Below are 23,665 nucleotides of genomic sequence, written 5' to 3'. Positions count from 1 at the left end.
TGGTGCCGAAACCAGGAGTATTCACCATGGACGGTACCCCCGCCGCCGAACCCCAGCTGGACCTCGAGTACCAGCTCGCCGACAACCTCACCCGCAGCTCCGGCCGCATCTTCATGACCGGCACCCAGGCGCTGGTGCGCATCATGCTCACCCAAGCCCGGATGGACCGCGAACGCGGCCTGAACACGGCCGGCTTCGTCTCGGGCTACCGCGGCTCGCCGCTGGGCGGCGTGGACATGGCCATGTGGAAGGCGCAAAAGGCGCTGGACGCCAACCAGATCACCTTCCTGCCCGCCATCAACGAAGACATGGCGGCCACCGCGGTCATGGGCACCCAGCAGGCCGGCGTGCGCGCCGACCGCAACGTCGATGGCGTCTATGCCATGTGGTACGGCAAGGGCCCCGGCGTGGATCGCGCCGGCGACGCGCTGCATCATGGCAACGCCGCGGGCGCATCGCGCAACGGCGGCGTGCTGGTGGTGGTGGGCGACGACCACACCGCCGTCTCGTCCTCCATCCCGCACTCCAGCGAGGCCTCGCTGATCGGCTGGCAGATGCCCATCGTGCATCCCGCCTCCATCGACGAATACGAAACCTTCGCGCTGTGGGGCTGGGCCCTGTCACGCTACTCGGGCACCTGGGTCGCCTTCAAGGCCGTGTCCGAAACCATCGAATGCGGGCATTCCTTCGTTCCCGCCCCTGCCCAGCGCTACGACATGCCGGCGGATCCGGACATGCCGCCCGAATCGCTGGAATATTCCGCGCGCGACTTCCTGTCGCTGGCGATCGAAACGCGCATGAACCTGCGCATGAAGGCCGTGGCCGCATTCGCGCGCCGCCACAGCATCGACCGCCTGACCTGTCCGGCGCCCAAGGCCACTGTCGGCATCGTCACGGTGGGCAAGGCGCACCTGGACACCATGGAAGCGCTGTCGCGCCTGGGCGTGGACACCGTCACCGCCAACGCGCCGGTGCGCATCTACAAGCCCGGCCTGACCTGGCCGCTGGATAGCGAACGTCTGCTGGAATTCGCGCGCGGCCTCTCGCACATCCTGGTGATCGAGGAAAAGGGCGCCGTGGTCGAAAGCCAGATCAAGGACCTGCTGTTCAACCTGCCGGACCGCCCCACCGTCATCGGCAAGAAAGGCTTCGACGGCGAAGCGCTGGTGCCCTCGGCCGGCCAGCTGCGCCCTTCCCTGCTGGCGCAGCCGCTGGCCAGCTGGCTCAGCCGCGCCGCCGGCCTGCCGCTGGCGGCGGACCTGTCCGCATTCGCGTGCCAGGCGCCGTTGTCCAACGATGCCGACGGCATGCGCCGCCGCCCCTATTTCTGTTCGGGCTGCCCGCACAGCACCTCGACCAAGGTGCCCGAAGGCAGCCAGGCGCTGTCGGGCGTGGGCTGCCACTACATGGCCGCCTGGATGGACCGCGACACCGGCGGCCTGACGCAGATGGGCGGCGAAGGCGTGGACTGGATCGGCCTGTCGCGCTACACCAAGATGCCGCACATCTTCCAGAACATGGGAGAAGGCACCTATTACCACTCCGGCTATCTCGCCATCCGCCAGGCCGTGGCCGCCAAGGCCAACATCACCTACAAGATCCTGTTCAACGACGCCACGGCCATGACGGGCGGCCAACCCATCGACGGCCCGATCTCGGTGCCCAGCATCTGCCAGCAACTGCGCGGCGAGAACGTCGCCCGCATCGTCGTCACCACCGACGAACCCGAAAAGTACCAAGGCGTGGACCTGGGCGCCGGCATCAAGGTGCACCACCGCCGCGAACTGGACGCGCTGCAGCGCGAGCTGCGCGAGATCCCCGGCGTGACCGTGCTGATCCATGACCAGACCTGCGCCGCTGAAAAGCGCCGCCGCCGCAAGAAGAACCAATTTCCCGACCCGGCGCGCCGCATGCTGATCAACAGCGCCGTCTGCGAAGGCTGCGGCGACTGCGGCGTGCAATCGAACTGCCTGTCGGTGGTGCCGCTGGAAACGCCCTATGGCCGCAAGCGCGCCATCGACCAGTCCAGCTGCAACAAGGACTATTCCTGCGCCGAAGGCTTCTGCCCCAGCTTCGTCTCCGTGATGGGCGGCAAGCCCAAGAAGAGCGCGGCGCCCAAGGCCGACCAGGAACGCCTGCAGAAATTGATCGCGCAATTGCCCCTGCCGGCCATGCCCGCGCTGGACCATCCCTATCGCCTGCTGGTCGCCGGCATGGGCGGCACCGGCGTCATCACCATCGGCGCCATCGTGTCGATGGCGGCGCATCTGGAAGGCCTGTCCGCCGCGGTGCTGGACCTGACCGGCCTGGCGCAGAAAGGCGGCACGGTCGTCAGCCACATCCGCCTGGCGCCTGCCGGCGCGCCTGCCGGCCCGGTACGCCTGGACTGGCAGCAGGCCGACGCCGCGATCCTGTGCGACCCGGTCGCCTCCGTGGCGCCGGACTCGCTGGGCGCGCTGCGCCGCGGCCACACCCAGGTCACGGTCAACAGCTACGTGGCCCCGGTCTCCGACTTCACCCGCAACCCGGACGCGGCCATGCGGCCCGAAGCGCTGCTGGCCAAGATCCGCCACGCCGCGGGCGAATCCAACACCGTCGCGATCGACGCGCACGAGGCCGCGCTGGCGCTGTTCGGCGACAGCATCCTGTCCAATATGTTCATGCTGGGCTATGCCTGGCAGCGCGGCGGCGTGCCGCTGTCGCAGGCCGCCATCAACCGCGCCATCGAACTCAACGGCGTGGCCGTGGCCGCCAACCGGGCTGCCTTCGACAGCGGCCGTCTGGCAGCGCACCAGCCCGACGCGCTGGAAGGCGCGTTGCGCCCGCGCGCCCAGGTCGTGCAACTGCACGTGCCCGAATCGTTCGAACGCGCCGTCGCCCGCCGCATCGAAGACCTGACCGCCTATCAAAACGCCGACTACGCCCGCCAGTTCCAGGACGTGGTCGAGGCCGTCGCGGCGCGCGAACGCGAATTGGCGCCCGACGCCAAGACGCCGCGCCTGGCGCTCGCTGTCGCACGCGGCCTCTTCAAGCTCATGGCCTACAAGGACGAGTACGAAGTCGCGCGGCTCTACACGGGCGCCTCCTTCCAGGCGCAGTTGCAGGGCCAGTTCGAAGGCGACTACAGCCTGCGCTTTCACATGGCCCCGCCCATCTTCGCCCGCAAGGACCCGCGCACCGGCGTGCCGCGCAAGATGACGCTGGGCCCGCGCACCATGACCGCGCTGAAAATGCTGACGCGCCTGAAGGGCCTGCGCGGCACCTGGTTCGATCCCTTCGGCCACACCGCCGAACGCAAGATGGAACGGGCGCTGGTGCGCGAGTACCGCCAGACCATAGACCAGTTGCTCGCAGGGTTGACCCGCGACAAGCTGGCTCAAGCGGCTACAATCGCCGGCCTTGCAGAAACCATCCGCGGCTTCGGTCACGTGAAGGCTGCAAACGTCGAGAAGTATCGGACGGAGTTGGGCCGCTTGATGCAAACCTATACGGCGCCTGCCCCGCGCGATATGCCCCTGCGGAAGACCGCATAAACATTCGCTCCGAGCGGCACCTTCCTGGGCGCGCCTTGCTGGGCGCGCCTAGTGCATTTGGTAACAACCTTTTGTGAACTTCGTCTTATTTTTTTCTTGTCCCTGTCGTACTCGATCACTAGAATTAGTGTCCAACGAGGGATGCTACACTATATGTTGTGGTCGCTTAAGAGCTGATTCCCGTCGGCCACGCCTTTTGGACTAAGCCGTCCTAGCGTTACGACCCCCTCAAAAGATCCGATTTTGTACCTGACATGACGCCGTCATGTCGCTATCTACGCGCTTTTCGCACAGGAGCTTCCATGCAGACTACGATCGCCTCTGTGACCCGGCCCTCGGCCGTGCCGCCCTCCCAAACCGATTCCCCTGCCGACCCCAATGGCGGGCAATGGGCCAGCTACAACATCATTCGCCGCAATGGCTCGGTGGTCGGGTTCGAACCCAACAAGATCGCCATCGCCATGACCAAGGCCTTCCTGGCCGTCAACGGCGGCCAGGGCGCGGCCTCCGCGCGCGTGCGTGAGCTGGTCGAGAACCTGACCGGCCAGGCCGTCAACGCGCTGGTGCGCAACCGCCCCAACGGCGGCACCTTCCATATTGAAGACATCCAGGACCAGGTCGAACTGGCCCTGATGCGCTCGGGCGAACACGACGTCGCCCGCGCCTACGTGCTGTACCGCGAAAAGCGCACGCAGGAACGCGCTGCCGCCGCTGCCGCCGCCGCCGACAACCAGGAAAAGGCCGCCGCCCCGCAGGAACACGTGTTGAACGTGACCGACGCCGGCGTGCGCCGCCCGCTGGATCTGGCTGAGCTGCGCGCCACCATCGAAGCCGCCGGCGAAGGCCTGGCCGAATTCATCGACACGGAAGCGATCCTGAAGGAAACAGTCAAGAACCTCTACGACGGCATCCCCGTCGACGAAGTGTTCAAGTCCGCCATCCTGTCCGCGCGCGCGCTGGTCGAAAAGGACCCGGCCTACAGCCAGGTCACCGCCCGTCTGCTGCTGCACACGATCCGCAAGGAAGTGCTGGGCGAAGAAGTCTCGCAGGACGGCATGGCCGCCCGCTACGCCGAGTACTTCCCCACCTTCATCGCCCGCGGCATCGAAGGCGGCCTGCTGTCGCCCGATCTGGCCAGCTATGACCTGACCAAGCTGGGCCACGCCCTGAACGCCAAGCGCGACCTGCAATTCGGCTACCTCGGCCTGCAGACCCTGTACGACCGCTACTTCCTGCACATCCGCGGCACGCGCATCGAACTGCCGCAGGTGTTCTTCATGCGCGTGGCCATGGGCCTGGCGCTGCGCGAGACCGACCGCGAAGCCCGCGCCATCGAGTTCTACGAGATCCTGTCCTCGTTCGACTTCATGAGCTCGACGCCGACGCTGTTCAACTCGGGCACGCTGCACTCGCAGCTGTCGTCGTGCTACCTGACCACCGTCTCCGACGACCTGGAAGGCATCTACGACGCCATCAAGGAAAACGCGCTGCTGGCCAAGTACGCCGGCGGCCTGGGCAACGACTGGACCCCGGTGCGCGCGCTGCGCAGCCACATCAAGGGCACCAACGGCGAAAGCCAGGGCGTCGTGCCGTTCCTGAAGGTCGTCAACGACACCGCCGTCGCGGTCAACCAGGGCGGCAAGCGCAAGGGCGCTGTCTGCACGTACCTGGAATCGTGGCACCTGGACATCGAAGAATTCCTGGAACTGCGCAAGAACACCGGCGACGAGCGCCGCCGCACGCACGACATGAACACGGCGAACTGGATTCCCGACCTGTTCATGAAGCGCGTCATGGAAGGCGGCGAGTGGACGCTGTTCTCGCCGTCCGACTGCCCCGACCTGCACGACAAGTACGGCCGCGCCTTTGAAGAAGCCTACGTGGGCTACGAAGCGCGCGTCGCCAGCGGCGAGCTCAAGCTCTTCAAGAAAATGCCGGCGCTGAACCTGTGGCGCAAGATGCTGTCGATGCTGTTCGAAACCGGCCACCCCTGGATCACGTTCAAGGATCCTTGCAACATCCGTTCGCCGCAGCAGCACGTCGGCGTCGTGCACAGCTCGAACCTGTGCACCGAGATCACGCTGAACACCAACGAATCCGAAATCGCGGTGTGCAACCTGGGTTCTGTGAACCTGGTCGCGCACATGAAGCCGGCTGCCGGCGGCGGTTTCGAACTCGACCACGACAAGATCAAGCGCACGGTCAGCATCGCCATGCGCATGCTCGACAACGTGATCGACATCAACTACTACGCCGTCGACAAGGCCCGCAATTCCAACGCGCGCCATCGTCCGGTGGGCATGGGCATCATGGGCTTCCAGGACTGCCTGCAGATGATGCGCGTGCCTTACGCATCACAATCCGCTGTCGAATTCGCCGACCGTTCGATGGAAGCCGTGTGCTATCACGCGTACTGGGCCTCGAGCCTGCTCGCTGAAGAGCGCGGCCGTTATCAATCGTATGAAGGCTCGCTGTGGTCGCGCGGCATCTTGCCGCAAGACACGTTGAAGATGCTGCGCGATGAACGCGGTGGTCACGTTGAAGTTGATGAGTCGAGCACGCTCGATTGGGATACGTTGCGCGCGCGCATCAAACAACATGGCATGCGCAACTCCAATTGCATCGCAATCGCCCCAACCGCGACTATTTCCAATATCATTGGTGTATCTGCGTGCATCGAACCCACTTTCCAGAACTTGTACGTCAAATCGAATCTCTCCGGCGAGTTCACGGTCGTTAACGATTACCTCGTGCGTGACCTGAAGAAACTCGGTCTCTGGGACGAAGTCATGGTCGCCGACCTCAAGTACTTCGACGGCAGCCTGTCCCGCATCGATCGCGTACCTTCCGAACTCCGCGACCTCTACGCCACCGCGTTCGAAGTCGAACCGAGCTGGCTGGTTGAATGCGCGTCGCGCCGCCAGAAGTGGATCGATCAAGCACAGTCGCTGAACATCTACATGTCGGGCGCGTCGGGCAAGAAGCTGGACGACACCTACAAGCTGGCCTGGAAGCGCGGCCTGAAGACGACCTACTACCTGCGTACGCTTGGCGCCACCAGCGCCGAGAAGTCCACGGGACGCGGCGGCGAATTGAACGCCGTCTCGGCGGGCGCACCGTCCGCTGGTCCTGCTGTCGCTGCTGCACCTGTTTTGCCGGAACCCGAAGTTCTCGGGGCGGTTTGCACCATGCGGCCGGGCGACCCCGGCTTCGAAGAGTGCGAAGCCTGCCAATAACCGCCTCCGGAGAATGAATCATGATTAATTGGGAAGACGACACCATCGCCACGCAACCTGCACAATCGCCCGCACCCGCGGCGGGCGGGCAGGCTGCGCCCGCAGTCCGGGCGGCGACCGGTGTTTTCGGCGACACCGCCATGCCGACGCCTGCCGCGCCTGAACACGCGGCTGGCCTGACCGCCAGCGGCTCCGCCACCTCGCAACGCGTGAAGGTTGCCGACAAGCGCATCATCAACGGCCAGACCGACGTCAATCAGCTCGTGCCCTTCAAGTACAAGTGGGCATGGGAGAAGTACCTGGCGACTTGCGCCAACCACTGGATGCCGCAAGAGATCAACATGTCGCGCGACATCGCCCTCTGGAAGAACCCGAACGGGCTCACCGAGGACGAGCGCCGCATCGTCAAGCGCAACCTGGGTTTCTTCGTCACCGCCGACTCGCTGGCCGCGAACAACATCGTGCTGGGCACCTACCGCCACATCACGGCGCCCGAGTGCCGCCAGTTCCTGCTGCGCCAGGCGTTTGAAGAAGCGATCCACACGCACGCCTATCAATACATCGTCGAAAGCCTGGACCTGGACGAAGCGGAGATCTTCAACGCTTACAACGAAGTGCCGTCCATCCGCGCCAAGGACGAGTTCCTGATCCCGTTCATCGACGCGATCGCGGACCCCAACTTCAAGACGGGCACCCCCGAAGCCGACCAGACGCTGCTGAAGTCGCTGATCGTCTTCGCTTGCCTGATGGAAGGCCTGTTCTTCTACGTTGGCTTCACGCAGATCCTGGCGCTGGGCCGCCAGAACAAGATGACCGGCGCCGCCGAGCAGTACATGTACATCCTGCGCGATGAATCCATGCACTGCAATTTCGGCATCGACCTGATCAACACCGTCAAACTGGAAAATCCGCATCTGTGGACGCCGGAATTCCGCGAAGAAATTCGAGAACTCTTCCGCAAAGCGGTCGAACTCGAATACGCTTACGCCGAAGACACGATGCCGCGCGGCGTGTTGGGCTTGAACGCACCTATGTTCAAATCCTACCTGCGCTTCATCGCCAACCGTCGTTGCCAGCAAATCGGTATCGAACCGCTGTACCCGCAGGAAGAAAATCCCTTCCCGTGGATGGCGGAAATGATCGATCTTAAAAAGGAACGCAACTTTTTTGAAACTCGCGTGATCGAATACCAAACCGGTGGCACGCTGAGCTGGGAGTAAAAGCAGTACGTCATCAGGCCCGGCGCGGGCACGCTCCAGATGCAAGGAGCGTCGCGTTCGCGACAGGCTTGATGATGTTCTCCCTGGTCAGGGTGTTTTGCCGCCGGGCCGCCCCAAGGCAAAACGCGCCCCCTCGGGGGGCAGCAAGCCGAAGGCGCGGCGTGGGGGCAATCGAACACACGTAGAACAAGCGGTCGGCGGCCTGTGATCAGGTCGTCTACCGGCGCCATTTGAAATGGCTCGCGCCAAAGGAGCGGGGGCCATATCAAATGGCTGTGCCGAATTCATTAGCGCAAACCGTAGTAGCTGTTGCTCGCACAGAACAGCGGCTTGCGCCGATGAATAGCCCGGGCACGATGCGCCTTGTTGGCGGATCGGGGCACGGGTTTAAGTTCTGGGACCCCTGAACCTAAGGAGCATGACCATGGCAACAGCCAAGAAAGCCGTAAAGAAAGCGGTGAAGAAGCCCGCCGCCAAGAAGGCAGTAGCGAAGAAGGCCGCACCGGCCAAGAAAGCTGCCGTCAAGAAGGTAGCCGTCAAGAAAGTCGCTGCCAAGAAGCCGGCAGTGAAGAAGGTTGCCGCCAAGAAGCCGGCAGTCAAGAAGGTCGCCGCCAAGAAAGCGGTAGCCAAGAAGGCCGTCGCCAAGAAGGCAGTCGCCAAGAAAGCGGTAGCCAAGAAAGCGGTAGCCAAGAAGGTTGTCGCCAAGAAGGCCGTGGCCAAGAAAGCTGTCGCCAAGAAGGCGGTTGCCAAGAAAGCCGTAGCCAAGAAGGTCGTCGCCAAGAAGGCCGTCGCCAAGAAAGCGGTAGCCAAGAAGGCCGTCGCCAAAAAGGCTCCTGCTGCCAAGAAGGCGGTTGCCAAGAAGGCCGTAGCCAAGAAGGCGCCTGCCGCCAAGAAGGCTGTTGCCAAGAAGGCCCCCGCTGCCAAGAAGGCTCCTGCTGCAGCCAAGCCTGCTGCTGCCAAGAAGCCTGCTGCCGCCAAGAAGCCCGCTGCGAAGAAAGCCGCTCCGAAGAAGCCCGCAACGCCGCCGTCCACGGCTGCTGCTCCGGGCGCGAAGACCGCGCTGAACCCCGCCGCGTCGTGGCCGTTCCCGACGGGTGGCCGTCCTTAATCCGGACGGTTCGAAGCACTAGCTTCGCAGAGCCGCCTGGCTTAAGCCGGGCGGCTTTTTCGTGTCCGCGCGGTCCGGCATCGGCCAGCATCCTCCAGAACGGCGAGCGCGCGCGGCCTGCAGGCGATTTTTCGCCTGGGCATGCGACAATTGACTCCTCTTTTTCAGGGTGACCGTGTCCATGCTCGATGAAATCTTGCGTTTCCTTCTCGAAATCGTGTTCACGCTGTTTGGCGCGGCGCTGATTGCGCGCGCCTGGATGCACGCGATACGGCTGCACCCCTTCAACCCGTTGTCGCGCTTCATCTACCAAGTCACCAACTGGCTGGTGATGCCGCTGCGCAAGATCATTCCCGCCGGCAACAAGATCGACTGGACCAGCCTCGTCGCCGTGTGGTTGTCCGCGTTGGTCTATCTGGTGCTGATCTGGCTGGTGGTGATCGGTGCGCTGATTCCGCTGGATTACCTGCCCAGGGTCATGGGCTCGGCGCTGATCATGGCCGTCAAATGGGCGCTGAACCTGGTGGTATGGCTGACGCTGATCCAGGCCGTGCTGTCGTGGGTGAATCCGATGGCGCCCATGATGCCGCTGCTGCAGGCGCTGACCGCGCCCATGCTGGACCCCATCCGCCGCCTGCTGCCGCGCACCGCGATCGACTTTTCGCCGCTGGTGCTGCTGATCGTCGCGCAGGTGCTGTTGATGGTGCTGTCCAACATCAGCCAGCGCATGGTGGGTCTGTAAAGCGGCGGGGCCACGCCCCGCCGGCCCTTACGCCGGAATGCCGGCGTAGATCTCGACCAGCTTCTTGCGGTCGATCTTGTGATTGTTCGACATCGGTAGCGCCGCGCAGGCCACCAGCTCGGACGGCACCATATAAGGCGGCAAGCGCTGCGCCAGCCGCTCTTTCCAGCCCGCCAGCGCCTCAGGCGCCAAAATGCGCGGCGCCTGCTCCTCCACCCCCGCCACGAATCCGATCAAGCGCACCGCCGTGCCGTCGGGCCTGCGCAGCACTGCGCAGGCGCCGCCCTCCACGCCCGGCAGGCCATGCAGCGCTTCGTCGATCTCGGCAAGCTCGATGCGATAGCCGTTCAACTTGATCTGGTCGTCCATGCGGCCGCGGCAGAACAGCAGGCCGTCGCTCTCCATCTGGCCCAGGTCGCCCGTGCGGAAGGCGCGGCGGCCGTCAGCGTAGGTGTAGAGCTTGGCTTCGTTCAGGTCCGGGCGATTCAGATAACCGCGCATGACGTGGTCGCCCACGATGCAGATCTCGCCTTCGTCCACGATCAGCACGCTATCCGGCTTGGCATGCCCCACGGGCAGCGGGTCGTGCGCGGCCAGGACGGCGTCCGTGACTTCGATCCAGGTGGTCGCCACGGTGGCTTCCGTGGGGCCGTAGGTATTGAGGATGACGGCGTCCGGGAAACGCTGGCGCAGCTTCTTGGCCAGCGCCGCGGGCAGCGGCTCGCCGCAAAACAGGAAGGTGCGCAACCCAGGCAATGCGGCCGGCGAGAAATCGCGGTTGGCCAGTTGCTGATGCGCGAACGACGGCGTGGACACCCAGACCGTCACACCGTGCTCCGCCAGGCGGGCCATCCAGGCAGCAGGCGCGGCAATCTGTTCGCGTGCATTCAGCACGCAGCAACCGCCCGCAGCCAAGGTGGCGAACACTTCGTACATGGACAGGTCAAAGCTGAATGGCGCCTGGTTCATGAACACGGGCGCTTCGCCCAGACCGAAGCTGCCCAGCATCCAGTCGCCCAGCAGGCCCACGCTTTCGCGGCCGATCTGCACGCCCTTCGGGTCACCCGTGCTGCCGGACGTGAACATGACGTAGGCCAGGCCGCGCTCGGCCAGCATGGCGCCCTCGCCCGACGTGAAGCTGCCGCTGGCGGCATCGAACACGGCGGCGGCGCGCACGATCTCGACGATGCGGCGCAAACGCTCTTGCGGATAGATGGTATCCACCGGCACGAACGGCGCCCCGATCAGCAAGGCGCCGACCATGGCGACGAAGAATGCAGCTTCCTTGTGACCATAGATGGCCACCGGCACGTCCGGCGCCACGCCCTGCCTGCGCGCCTCGTCGGCCCAGGCACCTGCCTCGGCGCGCAATTGCGACCAGCTCAGGCTGCGGTCGGCGGCGACGACCGCAGGCGCGTCGGGCGCATATCCGGTATCTGTGAACTGGAAAGACTTCAGATCGAAACGCATGCCGAAACTCCCGGCGTCAGATGGGACTGCGGCCGCTGAACACGTACAGCGCCAGCGCAGCAAGAATCAGGGTGAGCACGCGCCCGAGAAAGCGCATGACGGGCTGCGCCAGCGCAGCCTGCAAGGCGGGGCGGGTGCGCGCCGCGTTGATCAGCAGGTTGTGGCCCACCGAGTACGCACCGAACATCAGGCCGCTGACGATGTAGTGCAGCGACAGGCCATTCCAGACGCCCATGGCCAGCAAGGTCGCGAAGATGCCGATGTTCTGCGCCGCCATGCGGTGGCGTCCAAAGAACTTGGTCTTGCTCAGCGCCTTGTAGATGGGCATGAACACCACGTCGCGCAACCACTCCGACAGGCTGATGTGCCAGCGGCGCCAGAAATCCTGCGGGTTCAGTGTGGCCAGCGGATTGCGGAAGTTGATCGGCAACGTGAATCCGAACAGCATGCCGATACCGATCGCCATGGTGGAATAGCCGGCGAAGTCGAAGAACAGATAGGCGCTGTAGAGCGTAGCGTTGAGCGCCACGCCAGTGAACGAATAGTCATGCGCGTCCAGCGTCGCAAGGCCGTAGCGCCAGATCAGTTCGGCCACGCCGAACTTCTGGATTACGCCCAGCATGATGAGCTCCAGGCCGCTGAGCCAGGTGTTCAGGTTCACGCCTTCGTAGCCGCGCTTCAGGTCCGCCTGGAAATTACGCCAGCGGTACATGGGACCGGCCAGCAACGTCAGCGGGAAAAACAGGTAGATGAAGTAGTCCAGCGGCGACACGCGTTCGTTGCGCTGCGCGAACAGCAGCACGTCGATGGCGCGGAACGTGGCGAAGGACAGCCCCAGCATGGCGCCCAGGTGCGACACGCCCGTCTTCACCAGCAGCAGCGGCGTCATGGTGATGATCACGGCCAGCCAGGTGGGGATGTAGTTGCGCCGCACCGCCCACAGCGCGGTGCCGGAAATGGCCAGCAAGGCGATGGGTTGATACGGGCGCGCCCAGAACACCGCCATCCACACGCCCAGGCAGATCACGCCGATGATGTGGCGGTAGCCGATACGGAACGGCATGCCAAAGGAACGGTAGGCCAACAGGCCCAGGCCGCCGCACAAGGCGCCGCCGAAAAAGCTCAAGCTTGCGAACAATTCCATGGCGGGCTCAGAACTGTTGGTATTGGAATTCGACCTTGATCGGCCCGCCGCTGCCCGTGGTGGGCTGCGCCTGCAGCACGAACACCAGGATCACGCCGATATACAGGCATAGGTGCCAGAGAAATCGGCGGCCCCAGGCGACGGCCGCCTTGCGGGTTTCCTGCCCTTCAACAGCGCGGCCGGCCTCGGGCGCGGCCGCGGGAAGAATCTTGCTCATCGGGAAAAGTACTCCGCAATGCCTTGATCGGCCATGGCCCAGCCAAGTTCGGCGAGGTGCATGTCGTCGCGCAGCATGCCCGGTTCAAAGGGGATGCTGTAGAGATCCAGGCAGCCCATCTGGTAGCGCTCGCACATGCCCGTGATGGCGGCCACCACCGGGTCGAAGCGTTCCACGTCCAGGATGAGCTTGGGATTGAAGGGCTGGATGACGAAGTAGGCGTGGACCTTGCGCTTCTGCAGCAAGGCCATCACGCGCGACAGGTCGCCGAGTTCCGTGCGGGTGATCGGATCGATGTCGGCGAACTCGTTGCGGGCTGGCGAATACAGCGCCGCCAGGTACTGCTTGTAGTAATCGTCGCGCACGTCGTAGGGGTTATGGCCGCCCAGGTCCTGTTCGACCACGCGCGCCTGATGCGTCAGCCGGCCCCACTGGCCCTGGTCCAGGCGTGCGGCCGACGGCCACGACACGTAGCGGTGCGCCGGCACGGATAGCTTGGTGCGCGGACGATCGGGTGCAGGTTCCTTGCGCGCATGCCACCACAGCGCCAGCTTGTCCTTCAGCTCGGCAACCTGGCCATTGGCGATGAGCCACAGCAGGCCCCAATTGGCGTTGTCGCTGATCCAGTTCTGCATCTGTTCGCGCGTGTTGGGCTGGTCCCAGAGCCGGTCCCAGACCGGTCCCGTGACGTGCTCCGCGAACGCGCTGCGCGGCAACTGCCCGCCCGAGGCAAACCAGGCCGGCGACAGCATGATCACCAACCGTGTATTGGGCGTGAGCGAATCCGCCACCGACTCCAGCACGCTGACGATGCCATAGGACTGGAACATGGCGTGGCCATAGGCCAGCGTCGGCACTTTCAGCTCTTCGGGGAAGAAGCGGTAAGGCACGAAGCGCAAGTCGTGGCTGGACAGTTCGGACGAGCCGAGTACGACCAGCGTGCCATCGCTCAGGGCGTTGCCCAGGCGGTTCAGGTTGACGTGCTGCGTACCCCAGTCCGGCCCCAGGTTGGGCAGGTAGTTGCTCTTGGCGGAGCCCGCGGCCGAGGGCGCCGACATGGGATTCACGACGCGGCTGAGCAGATCGTCCGCGCCGCAATACGTACCCACCGCCAGAGCCACCGCCGTCGCGGCTGCCGCGACGTGAGACAACAGCCGGGTATTACGAAGTATGGGCAGCGACATAGCCGGCAAGCGTGCGGACCGACTGTAGGTGCTCCGCGATCTCGGGAGCCGGAATGCTGCAGCCGTACTCCGACTCGACCGCCAGCGTGATGTCCACGGCGGCGAGCGAATCGACCAGGCCTGTGGCAATCAACTGCGTATCGGGGGTGACTTTCTTCATGACGATCGACTCGACGATCTCGCCGATCTTGGTGTGGAGTTCTTGCTCGGTATGCATAGATAGTGCGGCGTTACAGGCCTGATCGGCCAACAATCCCCCGCCCCGGGATTCAGGACGACGAGATTACAGAGAAACTGCTGAAACCAGGCTGAATATCCAGCCCCCCGGCAATCGACGTTCCGATGCACTCAGTTACATGATTTTCGCAATGCGACGTCGATCGCAGGCGCAATCATGGCACCACGTTCGTCAAATCGCCATGACGCTTTTGGAGGAAATCGCGAGAAAACGCTGGCAAACGTAACGTTCGCGGGTAAGTCCCTGGGCGCCGCGTTGCGGCCGAGCGACAGATTTTTACGCTTATCCAGCTTTTGCCGCCTTGCCCCCCTTTTCGCCCCATGCACCGGCAATAAAAAAGCCCCCTGACGGGGGCTTTTGCGTGGCCGCGCCGCAAGCGGCGCTGGACTGGTCATTACATCGGCGTAACGCGGGTCGGGCCGGAGCCGCTGATCACCTGCACGCGCTGTCCCACGCTGATGGGCACATCGGCTTCCTGCGCAACCACGCGGGTTTCGCCGTTGTCCAGGCGCACGGTGATTTCGTAGCCGGAATTCTTGCCGGTCTGGTTCTCGATGGCGTTACCCGCCAGCGCGCCCAGGATGACACCGCCCACAGTGGCGATGGTGCGGCCGGTGCCGCCGCCGATGGCGTTACCCGCCACGCCGCCCAGCGCGCCGCCGGCCACCATGCCGACGCCGCTGGACTTGTCGTTCTGGATCACGATAGGACGCACGCCGGTGACCGTGCCGGTACGGACGATCTGCTCGCGCTGCGCCTGGTCATAGCTGTAGACGCCGCTGGACGCGCTGCGGTTGGCGCAGCCGCCCAGGACCGCCATCGAGGTCACGACGGCGGCGATCGCCAGCCAGCGCCCCGCGCGCGGCGTCACCAGGGAAAAAGTTTTGCTTTGATTCATTTGGACTCCTCGATCGGCCGTTGCCGACGATGTACTCATCATACCCTGGCCCCGAATTGGGGCCAGCGATGCTGCAACACACTGAAACGCACCGCCAGAAGCTGAAAAACACAGCCGCAAAAGACGCCGGAACACGGCGTCTTCAACCCTCGCCAACGCTTCGACCGCAGCGCAACTGCAGGGTTCCCGAGGGGTTTAGAGCGGCAGATGAATACCGTAGGTCGCGTGCAGCACGGCGTCGATCTCGGCGCGCGATGGCGCATGGTTTTGCGGGCCGCGCGAAGCGATCTTGATGGCGCCCATGACGTTGCCCAGACGGCAGCTGTCTTCCCAGTTCCAGCCGCTGGTCAGGCCGTAAAGCAGGCCGCCGCGCTGCGCGTCGCCGCAGCCGGTCGGGTCGACCACCTGGGCCGCGCGCACCGGCGGAATCTGGATGGTCTTGCCTTCGGTCAGCAACGTGGCGCCTTCCGCGCCGCGCGTCACCACCACGGCCTGCAAGCTGCGGGCGATGTCGTCCATGCTGCGGCCCGTGCGCTGTTCCACCACGCCGGCTTCATAGTCGTTCACCGTCAGCGCCTGCGCCAGCTTGAGCATGCGCTCCAGGTCCGCCCCGTCGAACAGCGGCATGGCCTGGCCCAGGTCGAAAATGAACGGAATGCCGCGCTTATGCAGGCGCTCGGCATGGGCGAACATGCCTTCCTTGGCGTCGGGCGCAACGATGGCCCAGGCCGCGTCGGCGTCGCTCAGATCATTTTCCGCCGCGTGCGACATGGCGCCCGGGTGGAAGGCAGTGATCTGGTTGTCGTCCAGATCGGTGGTGATGAAGCACTGCGCGGTGAACGTTTCCGGAATCACCTTCACGCGGCTGACGTCGATGCCCAGGCCAGCCATGCGCTCCATGTACTCGCCCGCGTCTTCACCCACGGTCGCGACAGGCACTGGCTTGCCGCCCAGGAGGTTCATGTTGTAGGCGATGTTGCCCGAGCAGCCGCCGTATTCCTTGCGCATGCTGGGCACCAGGAACGACACGCTCAGCGACTGGATGCGGTCGGCCAGAATGTGTTCCTTGAAACGTCCTTCAAACACCGCGATGGTGTCGAACGCCATCGAACCGCAAACCAGAACTGGGGTAGCCATGCGAGTCATCCCTTAAGGAAAGAATTTATTGATTTGAAAGCCATTGACCTGGACGCCAGTCACTTCAATCGGCACGGAAATCTTCAATTCGCCCTGAGGCGCGAAAGGACCGCGCAGTTGCTCGGGCGTCAGATAATCTTCGGGCTTGAGCGCGCGGCGCACCACCACCGTGTCCGACAGGTCGTTCAGGTCCAGCATCAGGGCGGGCCAGTGCTGCGGCTTGTCGTGACGGTTGCGCATCACCACCGTCAGCACCAGGCGGCTGCGGCCGTCATCGATCGCTGCCGCGCCGGTCGGCGGCTGCAGCGACGAGGAAGTGATGTGTATGAGTTCCAGGCGACGCGCGTACCCCACGGTGCAGCCCAGCGGCTGGCACGCCATCTCCAGCGCCGGCCGCAGAATGGGCACGGAATTGGCGATATCGGTGCGGTACACGTATGCCAGTTGCAGGCCCAGCGCGATCAGGCCGATCAGGCAGGCGTAGCCCCATAGCTTGCGCAGCAGGCCTTGCCGCTCCTCGCGGTCCTGGTCGAGGAATTCGGGCGGCGCGCGGCCCACGTCGGTGGCGCTGGAATAACGCGTGCGGGTGTCGCCCAGCACGGGCTCGCCAGCGTCTTCGCGATCGGGGCCGTGATCGTCGCGGTAGTGTTCCCGGTAATCGTCGGGGTCGTCGTCGCGATGCTCGTCGGCGTACTCGTTGTCATATTCGTCGTCGCGCGCTTCGTCACGCACGTCGGCGCGAGCGCGGCCTATGGTGAAGGACGGCTCCGCATGCTGGCCGCGCACGGCCGTGTCGGCATGATGCCCCGCCCTCGAAGCCGCGGGCGCAGTCCAGCGCAGCGGATCCTCGTCATCGCCTACGTCGTCGTCGGCCAGGTCGTCCGATTCATGACGCCTTGCATCTTCCTCGCCTGGGATCGGTTCGGCGCGCCGGCGGATATCGTCGCGGCCGCGCAGCACGGCAGGCGGCACCGCGGGCGGACTGTAGGGCGCCGCCACGGGTGCGCGCGGCGGTTCGGGCTCGTCGTCCCAGGGCGCGATCTGTGAAAAATCCACCGCGGGCGCGGGACGCTCCGGCGGCGGTGCGGCGGGAGGCAGAGGCGCAATGGGGGCAACCGGCACCTGCGGCGCAACGGGCGTCGCCAAGACTGGTGCGGCCTGGCTGGCGGCGGGCGTCACCGGCATCGGCGGTGCGGCCGGCGGCACGGATTGCGGCGCCGCGCCCGCGGCCGGCAGCAGGCAGGCGCGCCCGTCAAACACGGTCGAGCAGGCGCCGCAGCGCACCAGGCCATTACGGACCCGCAGCTGGTCAGGCACCACCTTGAAGGTGGTGCCGCACTGCGGGCAACGGGTGGTCAGGGCCATGGCGCGATCCAGCGGTGGCAGCGCTCAGGCCTTCTGGCCGTGCAAGCACACCCAGCCGTCGCGCGCGCGCCAGACCGACATGGCGATCCAGGGCGCGTAGGCGGCGGCCACTTCCTCGGCCTGCCGTTCCAGCACGCCGGACAAGACCAGATGGCCGCCCGCGGCGACGCGTCCGGCCAGCATGGGCGCCAGCACCTTCAGGGGGTTGGACAGGATGTTGGCGACCACCACTTCGAACGTGCCATCCGCCAGCCCGTCGGGCAGCATGGCCTGCAGCTCGACGTGGTTGACCTCGGCATTGAAGATGGTGCTCTGCACTGCCTGGGCGTCGATATCCACCGCCTGAGTCGGACCCGCGCCCAGCTTGCGCGCGGCGATCGCCAGGATGCCCGAGCCGCAGCCGTAGTCCAGCAGCGTGGCGCCGGCCGGCAACTCGGCTTCCAGCCAGGCCAGGCACAGATGCGTCGTGGGATGGCTGCCGGTGCCGAAGGCCAGGCCCGGATCCAGCTCGATGTGGATTGCGCCTTCCTGGGTGGCGGCGTCCGGCTCGAAGGCCGGCACATCGGGATTGTCGCGGTGCCAGCTGGGCACGATCCACAGGCGTTCGGCGATATGGATGGGGCCGAACTGCGACTGTGTCAGGCGCACCCAGTCGGCGTCGGGCACGTCACGCAGGCTCCAGCCCTCGAACACGGCGGGATCGAGTTCGCCCGCTGCGGCGGCTTCTTCCATGATCTGCGCGGGATCGGCTCCGTCGGGCAGCAGGGCGACGACGCGGTTGCGGTCCCAGGCCTGCACGTCGGGCTCGGTGCCCGGTTCGCCGAACAAGGGACGCTCGTCGTCGGTGCCCAGGTCGGCATCTTCGACGGATACCGACAGCACGCCTGCTTCCAGCAGGGCATCCGAGAGGGCTTCGGCCTGCGCCTCCAGGCAATGGAGCACGAGTTCACGCATGATGATTCTTCCATCTGGTCAACGGGCCGCGGCTTGCGCCGCGGCCCGTTGACCGTAAAACAAAACAGGAGCGGCCCGGGAGCGGAAAGCCCCCGGATCGCGGTCAGGGACGCTGAGCCAACTTGTGTTCCAGGTAATGGATGCTGGTGCCGCCTTCGATGAAGCGGGCGTCCTGCAGCATTTCGCGATGCAGCGGGATGTTGGTGGAAATGCCTTCCACCACCATTTCCGACAGCGCGGTGCGCATGCGGGCCAGTGCCTGGTCGCGCGTGTCGCCGTAGGTGATGACCTTGGCGATCATCGAGTCGTAGTTCGGCGGCACGAAATAACCGTTGAACGCATGCGAATCGATACGCACGCCCGGGCCGCCCGGCGTGTGCCAGTTGGTGATGCGGCCGGGGCTGGGTACGAAGCGGAACGGATCTTCCGCGTTGATGCGGCATTCGATCGCGTGGCCCTTGAAGGTGATGTCGCGCTGGCGCAGCGTGAACTTTTCGCCGGCGGCGATCAGGATCTGCTGCTGGACCAGGTCCACGCCGGTGATCAGCTCGGTAACCGGGTGTTCGACCTGGATGCGGGTGTTCATTTCAATGAAATAGAACTCGCCGTTTTCATACAGGAACTCGAACGTGCCCGCGCCGCGGTAGCCCATCTTGCGGCAGGCATCGGCGCAACGGTCGCCGATGCGCTCGATCAGGCGGCGCGCGATGCCGGGCGCCGGCGCTTCCTCGATGACCTTCTGGTGACGGCGCTGCATGGAGCAGTCGCGCTCGCCCAGCCAGACCGCGTTGCGGCCGCCGTCGGCAAGCACCTGGATTTCCACGTGGCGCGGATTCTCCAGGAACTTCTCCATATAGACTTCGGGGTTGTTGAACGCGGCGCCCGCTTCGGAACGCGTCATGGTGACGGCGTTCAGCAGCGCAGCCTCGGTGTACACCACGCGCATGCCGCGGCCACCGCCGCCGCCTGCCGCCTTGATGATGACCGGATACCCGACTTCGCGCGCAATGCGGACGATTTCCTGCGGATCGTCGGGCAAAGCGCCTTCCGAACCCGGCACCACCGGCACGCCGGCTTCGATCATGGCGCGCTTGGCGCTGACCTTGTCGCCCATCAGGCGGATGGTGTCGGGACGCGGACCGATGAAGACGAAGCCACTCTTTTCGACGCGATCGGCGAAGTCGGCATTTTCGGACAAGAACCCGTAACCCGGGTGGATTGCCTCGGAATCCGTGACTTCGGCCGCCGAAATGATGGCCGGCATGTTCAGGTAGCTTTCACGCGACGGCGCGGGCCCGATGCACACCGATTCATCGGCCAGGCGCACGTACTTGGCTTCGCGGTCGGCTTCGGAGTGCACCACCACGGTCTTGATGCCCAGCTCGCGGCAAGCGCGCTGAATGCGCAGGGCGATTTCGCCCCGATTGGCGATCAGGATTTTTTCGAACATTTTCAGCTATCAGCCAATGACGAACAGGGGTTGACCGTACTCGACGGGCTCGCCGTTTTCGACCAGGATTTCTTTGATGACGCCGGACTTGTCGGCTTCGATTTCATTGAGCAGCTTCATGGCTTCAATGATGCACAGCGGATCGCCTTCCTTGACGGTGGCGCCGACGTCGATGAACGGCGCGGCGCCCGGGTTCGGCGCGCGATAGAACGTGCCGACCATCGGAGCCTTCACGACATGGCCCTGGATCACCGGCGCAGCTTCGGCGGCGGCGGGCGCGGCCGGAGCGACGGCCTGGGCCACCGGCGCCGCCGGCACGCCGGCTTCGGGGTGGTGGTAGGCGACCGGTTGCAAGGTCTGCGAGAACTTGACGATCCTCACCTTGCCTTCGCCTTCGGTGATTTCCAGCTCGGCGATGCCCGATTCAGCCACCAGGTCGATCAGGGTTTTGAGTTTTCGGAGGTCCATAGAAGCTGCTTCCCGAGATAGTGTCGGCGACGTCCCAGCGTCGGGTCCGCGCCGTATAAGATGTAAATGCTGTGGTTTGGTGCGAGATCAGTGCCGCACTGCGTAACGCAGAGCCGCCTCGTAGCCATCCGCGCCGAGGCCGCTGATGAGGCCTACCGCCAAGTCGGACAGATAAGAGTGATGCCTGAAGGGCTCTCGCTTATACAGATTGGACAAATGTACTTCAATAAATGGGATCGCGACCCCAGCCAGCGCATCGCGAATTGCGACGCTGGTGTGCGTATATGCCGCCGCGTTGATGATGATGAAGTCGGTGCCGTCTTGCCGGGCCGCCTGGATGCGGTCAACCAGCGCGCCTTCGTGATTGCCTTGCCACGCTGTCAGCGTGGCGCCCAGTTCGCCTGCGAGCAGCTCAAGTCCCTCGTTGATCTGTTGCAGCGTAAGGCTGCCGTAGATGTGAGGTTCTCGGGTGCCGAGCAGGTTCAGGTTCGGGCCATGCAATACCAGTATGTTTTGCGCCATGCGCTTGCCAATGAGTGGTTTGCCAATTGTTGGCAAAACAGCCGATAAACCAGCTTTTTACGCCAATTCCTACTATTTGTCCAACAGACTTACGCCTTTAAACCAGATAGGGTGCGATCCAGGTCGTCGGGCTGGATTTCACCCAATATCTTCCGGTTAATTCCGCCATCTGCATTGAAAACAATAGTAAAAGGCAGGCCGCCGCTGGGATTTCCCAGCTTACGCAATGTATCGATGGCGCCGGCCCCTATCACCCACAAGGGGTAGGAAACCTGTACTTTCTCGACAAATTTTTGCATATTCGCAGCCGAATCGACACCAATGCCGACAAATCGTACATGCGGGTACTTTTTCTGCAAAACGTCGAGTTCGGGCATTTCTCGGACGCACGGCGCGCACCAGGTTGCCCAGAAATTGACCACGATGGGCTGGCCTTTCCAGCCCGCCAGCGTATGGGACGCCCCGTTCAGGTCGGGCAGCGGCATCTGCATCAGGGCGGCGACGGGATCGCCGGCATCGGCTGCGGCCGAGGGCGTCGAGGTCTTGCGGCCCATCAGGGTGTAGCCGCCCGCAACCGTGGCGGCTATGGCCACGCCGGCGGAAAGAAGTAGGCGTCGATTCATGGCGCGATCATAACCGCTGCCGCAGGTTTGCGCCGCGCGGGCCGCGGCTGGCCGCCACTCTATATATATACAATGCAGGACAGGAGAGTTTTCAATGCACCTGCATATTCTTGGCATCTGCGGTACGTTCATGGGCGGTCTGGCGCTGATCGCGCGCGCCGCCGGCCACAAGGTCACTGGTTGCGATGCGGGCGTGTACCCGCCCATGAGCACGCAACTGTCCGAACAAGGCATCGAGCTGATCGAAGGCTTCGGCGCCGAACAGCTGGCGCTCAAGCCCGATCTCTTCGTGATCGGCAACGTGGTCAGCCGCGGCAATCCTTTGATGGAGGCCATCCTGGATTCGGGCGCGCGCTACGTGTCCGGCCCGCAATGGCTGGGCGACAACATCCTGCCCGGCCAGCACGTGCTGGCGGTGGCGGGCACCCACGGCAAGACCACCACCAGCTCGATGCTGGCCTGGGTGCTGGAAGCCGCGGGGCTCGCGCCCAATTTCCTGATCGGCGGCGTAGCACAGGACCTGCACGTGTCCGCGCGCTTCGATCCGTCGCGCCGCCCCTTCGTGATCGAGGCGGACGAGTACGACACCGCCTTCTTCGACAAGCGCTCGAAGTTCGTGCACTACCGTCCGCGCACGGCCATCCTGAACAATCTTGAATACGATCACGCCGACATCTTCCCCGATCTGGCAGCGATCGAGACCCAGTTCCATCATCTGGTGCGCACCATCCCTGGATCGGGCCGCATCGTGCGCCCGGCCCACTGCGCGGCGCTGGACCGCGTGATTGCGCGCGGATGCTGGTCCGAAACCGTCACGTTCGGCGCCGATGGTGCCTGGCAGGCGACGGCTCCGGATGCCGAGGGCGCATTCAGCGTGCTGCGCGGCGGCGTGACTGCCGGCACCGTGCGCTGGAACCTGACGGGCGAGCACAACCGCATGAACGCGCTGGCGGCTCTGGCCGCCGCCGAACACGTGGGCGTGCCGGCAGCCCAGGGCATCGAGGCCCTGAGTCGCTTCGCGGGGGTGAAGCGCCGCATGGAACTGCGCGGCACGGTCAACGGCATCAAGGTCTACGACGATTTCGCGCATCATCCCACCGCCATCGCCACCACCCTGGAAGGCCTGCGCCGCCAGGTCGGGCCGGCCCGTATCCTGGCCGTGCTGGAACCGCGCTCCAACACCATGAAACTGGGCACCATGGCCGCCCGCCTGCCCGGGGCCCTGGCCGACGCCGATCTGGTGTTCTGCTTCGGCGCCCATTGCGGCAAGCACGCCCTGGGCTGGAATCCGGCCGAAGTGCTGGCGCCCCTGGGCGACCGCGCTTCCAGCTACGATGACATCGGCGCGCTGGTCGCCGCCGTGGCGGGCGCGGCGCGTCCGGGGGACCAGGTGCTGGTCATGAGCAACGGCGGCTTCGGCGGCGTGCACGGCAAGCTGCTGGACGCCTTGCAGGCGCGCGGCTGATTCCGGCAAAGACACCGCAAAGGCGAGCCATGATTCTTTATCTGCACGGTTTCCGTTCCTCGCCGACCTCCTTCAAGGCCCGGATGATGGCCGACGCCATGGCCGAACGCGGCCTGTCGGCGGCCTGGGCCTGCCCGCAACTGCCCGCCAGCCCGCGCGAAGCCGTCGCGCAGGCGTTGGACATCGCCCGGCGCCAGCTGGCAGGCGCGGACTCGCCCCGTGCGCTGACCATCATCGGCTCGTCGCTGGGCGGCTTCTATGCCACCTGGCTGGCCGAACAGCTGGGCTGCAAGGCGGTGCTGCTGAATCCGGCGGTCGAGGCCGCCCGCGACCTCGCCACCCAGATCGGCGAGCACCGCATGTATCATTCCGACGCGCCGTTCGTCTTCCTGCCCGAATACGTGGACGAACTGGCCGCCATCCATGTCCCCCGCATCTCCCAGCCCGACCGCTACCTCCTGGTAGCGGCCACCGGCGACGAGGTGCTGGATTGGCGCGAGATGCGCGACCGCTACGCGGGCTGCCGCCAGCGCATCGTGCAAGGCAGCGACCACGGTTTGTCCGATTTTGCGGACTGGATGCCCGAAGTGCTTGAATTCGCCCTTGGCGACAAGCAGGTTCGCCCCCAATAATCAGTATCAGACTTCTACACTCTATAAGCAGCGCAAGGCGGCGCGTGCGCGCCGCCCAG

The 23,665-nt window shown here is 64.8% G+C and carries 20 protein-coding genes; 7 read left to right on the top strand and 13 right to left on the bottom strand.

From position 1 onward, the window contains the following. Positions 1 to 26 precede the first annotated feature (26 nt). From IB258_RS27495 to IB258_RS27475, 5 genes are all read left to right on the top strand, one after another. The gene (locus IB258_RS27495) at positions 27 to 3,533 is read left to right on the top strand and encodes an indolepyruvate ferredoxin oxidoreductase family protein (protein WP_119450712.1); all 3,507 of its coding nucleotides are present in this window, start codon (positions 27 to 29) and stop codon (positions 3,531 to 3,533) included. A 302-nt stretch (positions 3,534 to 3,835) separates the two neighbouring features. Continuing rightward, positions 3,836 to 6,769: a ribonucleoside-diphosphate reductase subunit alpha gene (locus IB258_RS27490; protein WP_054458348.1), complete on the top strand. Its 2,934-nt coding sequence runs from the start codon at positions 3,836 to 3,838 to the stop codon at positions 6,767 to 6,769. Between the two features lie 20 nt (positions 6,770 to 6,789). Continuing rightward, positions 6,790 to 7,989 carry a ribonucleotide-diphosphate reductase subunit beta gene (locus tag IB258_RS27485; protein ID WP_192353468.1) on the top strand — a complete coding sequence of 400 codons (1,200 nt, stop codon included), beginning with the start codon at positions 6,790 to 6,792 and terminating at the stop codon, positions 7,987 to 7,989. Positions 7,990 to 8,413: 424 nt separating this feature from the next. After that, positions 8,414 to 9,097, top strand: a complete 684-nt coding sequence (locus tag IB258_RS27480; protein ID WP_192330146.1) for a histone H1-like DNA-binding protein — start codon at positions 8,414 to 8,416, stop codon at positions 9,095 to 9,097. 181 nt (positions 9,098 to 9,278) lie between these two features. Next, positions 9,279 to 9,839, top strand: coding sequence for a YggT family protein (locus tag IB258_RS27475; protein WP_054458342.1), 561 nt, complete (start codon positions 9,279 to 9,281; stop codon positions 9,837 to 9,839). 27 nt (positions 9,840 to 9,866) lie between these two features. Here the strand turns inward: IB258_RS27475 and IB258_RS27470 are convergent, their stop codons facing one another. The 13 genes from IB258_RS27470 to IB258_RS27410 form a co-directional block, all read right to left on the bottom strand. Then, positions 9,867 to 11,309: a D-alanine--poly(phosphoribitol) ligase gene (locus IB258_RS27470; RefSeq protein ID WP_175161244.1), complete on the bottom strand. Its 1,443-nt coding sequence runs from the start codon at positions 11,307 to 11,309 to the stop codon at positions 9,867 to 9,869. A 16-nt stretch (positions 11,310 to 11,325) separates the two neighbouring features. Next, positions 11,326 to 12,453 (bottom strand): MBOAT family O-acyltransferase, encoded by a 1,128-nt coding sequence (locus IB258_RS27465; RefSeq protein WP_054458338.1) that lies wholly within the window; start codon positions 12,451 to 12,453, stop codon positions 11,326 to 11,328. Between the two features lie 7 nt (positions 12,454 to 12,460). Beyond that, complete coding sequence (locus IB258_RS27460; RefSeq protein ID WP_054458336.1) at positions 12,461 to 12,670, bottom strand: hypothetical protein; 210 nt, start codon at positions 12,668 to 12,670, stop codon at positions 12,461 to 12,463. Continuing rightward, the gene (locus tag IB258_RS27455) at positions 12,667 to 13,854 is read right to left on the bottom strand and encodes a D-alanyl-lipoteichoic acid biosynthesis protein DltD (RefSeq protein ID WP_054458333.1); all 1,188 of its coding nucleotides are present in this window, start codon (positions 13,852 to 13,854) and stop codon (positions 12,667 to 12,669) included. The genes IB258_RS27460 and IB258_RS27455 overlap by 4 nt, the downstream gene beginning before the upstream one ends. After that, on the bottom strand, positions 13,832 to 14,071 hold the full coding sequence (locus tag IB258_RS27450) for an acyl carrier protein (RefSeq protein WP_006226661.1): 240 nt from the start codon (positions 14,069 to 14,071) through the stop codon (positions 13,832 to 13,834). Before IB258_RS27450 ends, IB258_RS27455 begins: the two co-directional genes overlap by 23 nt. Positions 14,072 to 14,486: 415 nt before the next feature. Beyond that, positions 14,487 to 14,990: a glycine zipper 2TM domain-containing protein gene (locus IB258_RS27445; RefSeq protein WP_013391382.1), complete on the bottom strand. Its 504-nt coding sequence runs from the start codon at positions 14,988 to 14,990 to the stop codon at positions 14,487 to 14,489. 195 nt (positions 14,991 to 15,185) lie between these two features. Continuing rightward, positions 15,186 to 16,127 carry a carbohydrate kinase family protein gene (locus tag IB258_RS27440; protein WP_054458332.1) on the bottom strand — a complete coding sequence of 314 codons (942 nt, stop codon included), beginning with the start codon at positions 16,125 to 16,127 and terminating at the stop codon, positions 15,186 to 15,188. A 12-nt stretch (positions 16,128 to 16,139) separates the two neighbouring features. Continuing rightward, a complete protein-coding gene (locus IB258_RS27435; RefSeq protein ID WP_192353467.1) occupies positions 16,140 to 17,492 on the bottom strand; it encodes a DUF3426 domain-containing protein in 1,353 nt (450 codons plus the stop codon). Positions 17,493 to 17,516: 24 nt separating this feature from the next. Next, entirely contained in the window at positions 17,517 to 18,446 is a 930-nt protein-coding gene (gene prmA, locus IB258_RS27430) for a 50S ribosomal protein L11 methyltransferase (RefSeq protein ID WP_125471977.1), read from the bottom strand. Between the two features lie 103 nt (positions 18,447 to 18,549). Further along, positions 18,550 to 19,896 carry an acetyl-CoA carboxylase biotin carboxylase subunit gene (accC, locus tag IB258_RS27425; protein ID WP_054458326.1) on the bottom strand — a complete coding sequence of 449 codons (1,347 nt, stop codon included), beginning with the start codon at positions 19,894 to 19,896 and terminating at the stop codon, positions 18,550 to 18,552. Between the two features lie 9 nt (positions 19,897 to 19,905). Continuing rightward, entirely contained in the window at positions 19,906 to 20,364 is a 459-nt protein-coding gene (accB, locus tag IB258_RS27420) for an acetyl-CoA carboxylase biotin carboxyl carrier protein (protein WP_054458324.1), read from the bottom strand. Between the two features lie 87 nt (positions 20,365 to 20,451). Continuing rightward, positions 20,452 to 20,886 (bottom strand): type II 3-dehydroquinate dehydratase, encoded by a 435-nt coding sequence (gene aroQ, locus IB258_RS27415; protein WP_013391376.1) that lies wholly within the window; start codon positions 20,884 to 20,886, stop codon positions 20,452 to 20,454. Positions 20,887 to 20,975: 89 nt separating this feature from the next. After that, positions 20,976 to 21,509: a TlpA disulfide reductase family protein gene (locus IB258_RS27410; RefSeq protein ID WP_054458322.1), complete on the bottom strand. Its 534-nt coding sequence runs from the start codon at positions 21,507 to 21,509 to the stop codon at positions 20,976 to 20,978. A gap of 94 nt (positions 21,510 to 21,603) precedes the next feature. Here IB258_RS27410 and mpl point away from each other — a divergent pair, with 94 nt between their 5' ends. Both mpl and IB258_RS27400 read left to right on the top strand, forming a co-directional pair. Beyond that, positions 21,604 to 22,974 carry a UDP-N-acetylmuramate:L-alanyl-gamma-D-glutamyl-meso-diaminopimelate ligase gene (gene mpl / locus IB258_RS27405; RefSeq protein ID WP_192353466.1) on the top strand — a complete coding sequence of 457 codons (1,371 nt, stop codon included), beginning with the start codon at positions 21,604 to 21,606 and terminating at the stop codon, positions 22,972 to 22,974. A 29-nt stretch (positions 22,975 to 23,003) separates the two neighbouring features. Further along, positions 23,004 to 23,606 carry a YqiA/YcfP family alpha/beta fold hydrolase gene (locus IB258_RS27400; protein ID WP_054458319.1) on the top strand — a complete coding sequence of 201 codons (603 nt, stop codon included), beginning with the start codon at positions 23,004 to 23,006 and terminating at the stop codon, positions 23,604 to 23,606. Positions 23,607 to 23,665 lie beyond the last annotated feature (59 nt).

This window comes from Achromobacter sp. ACM02 (assembly GCF_014851605.1).
Lineage (GTDB): Bacteria > Pseudomonadota > Gammaproteobacteria > Burkholderiales > Burkholderiaceae_B > Achromobacter > Achromobacter aegrifaciens.
This window is presented reverse-complemented; position numbering and strand designations above follow the sequence as displayed.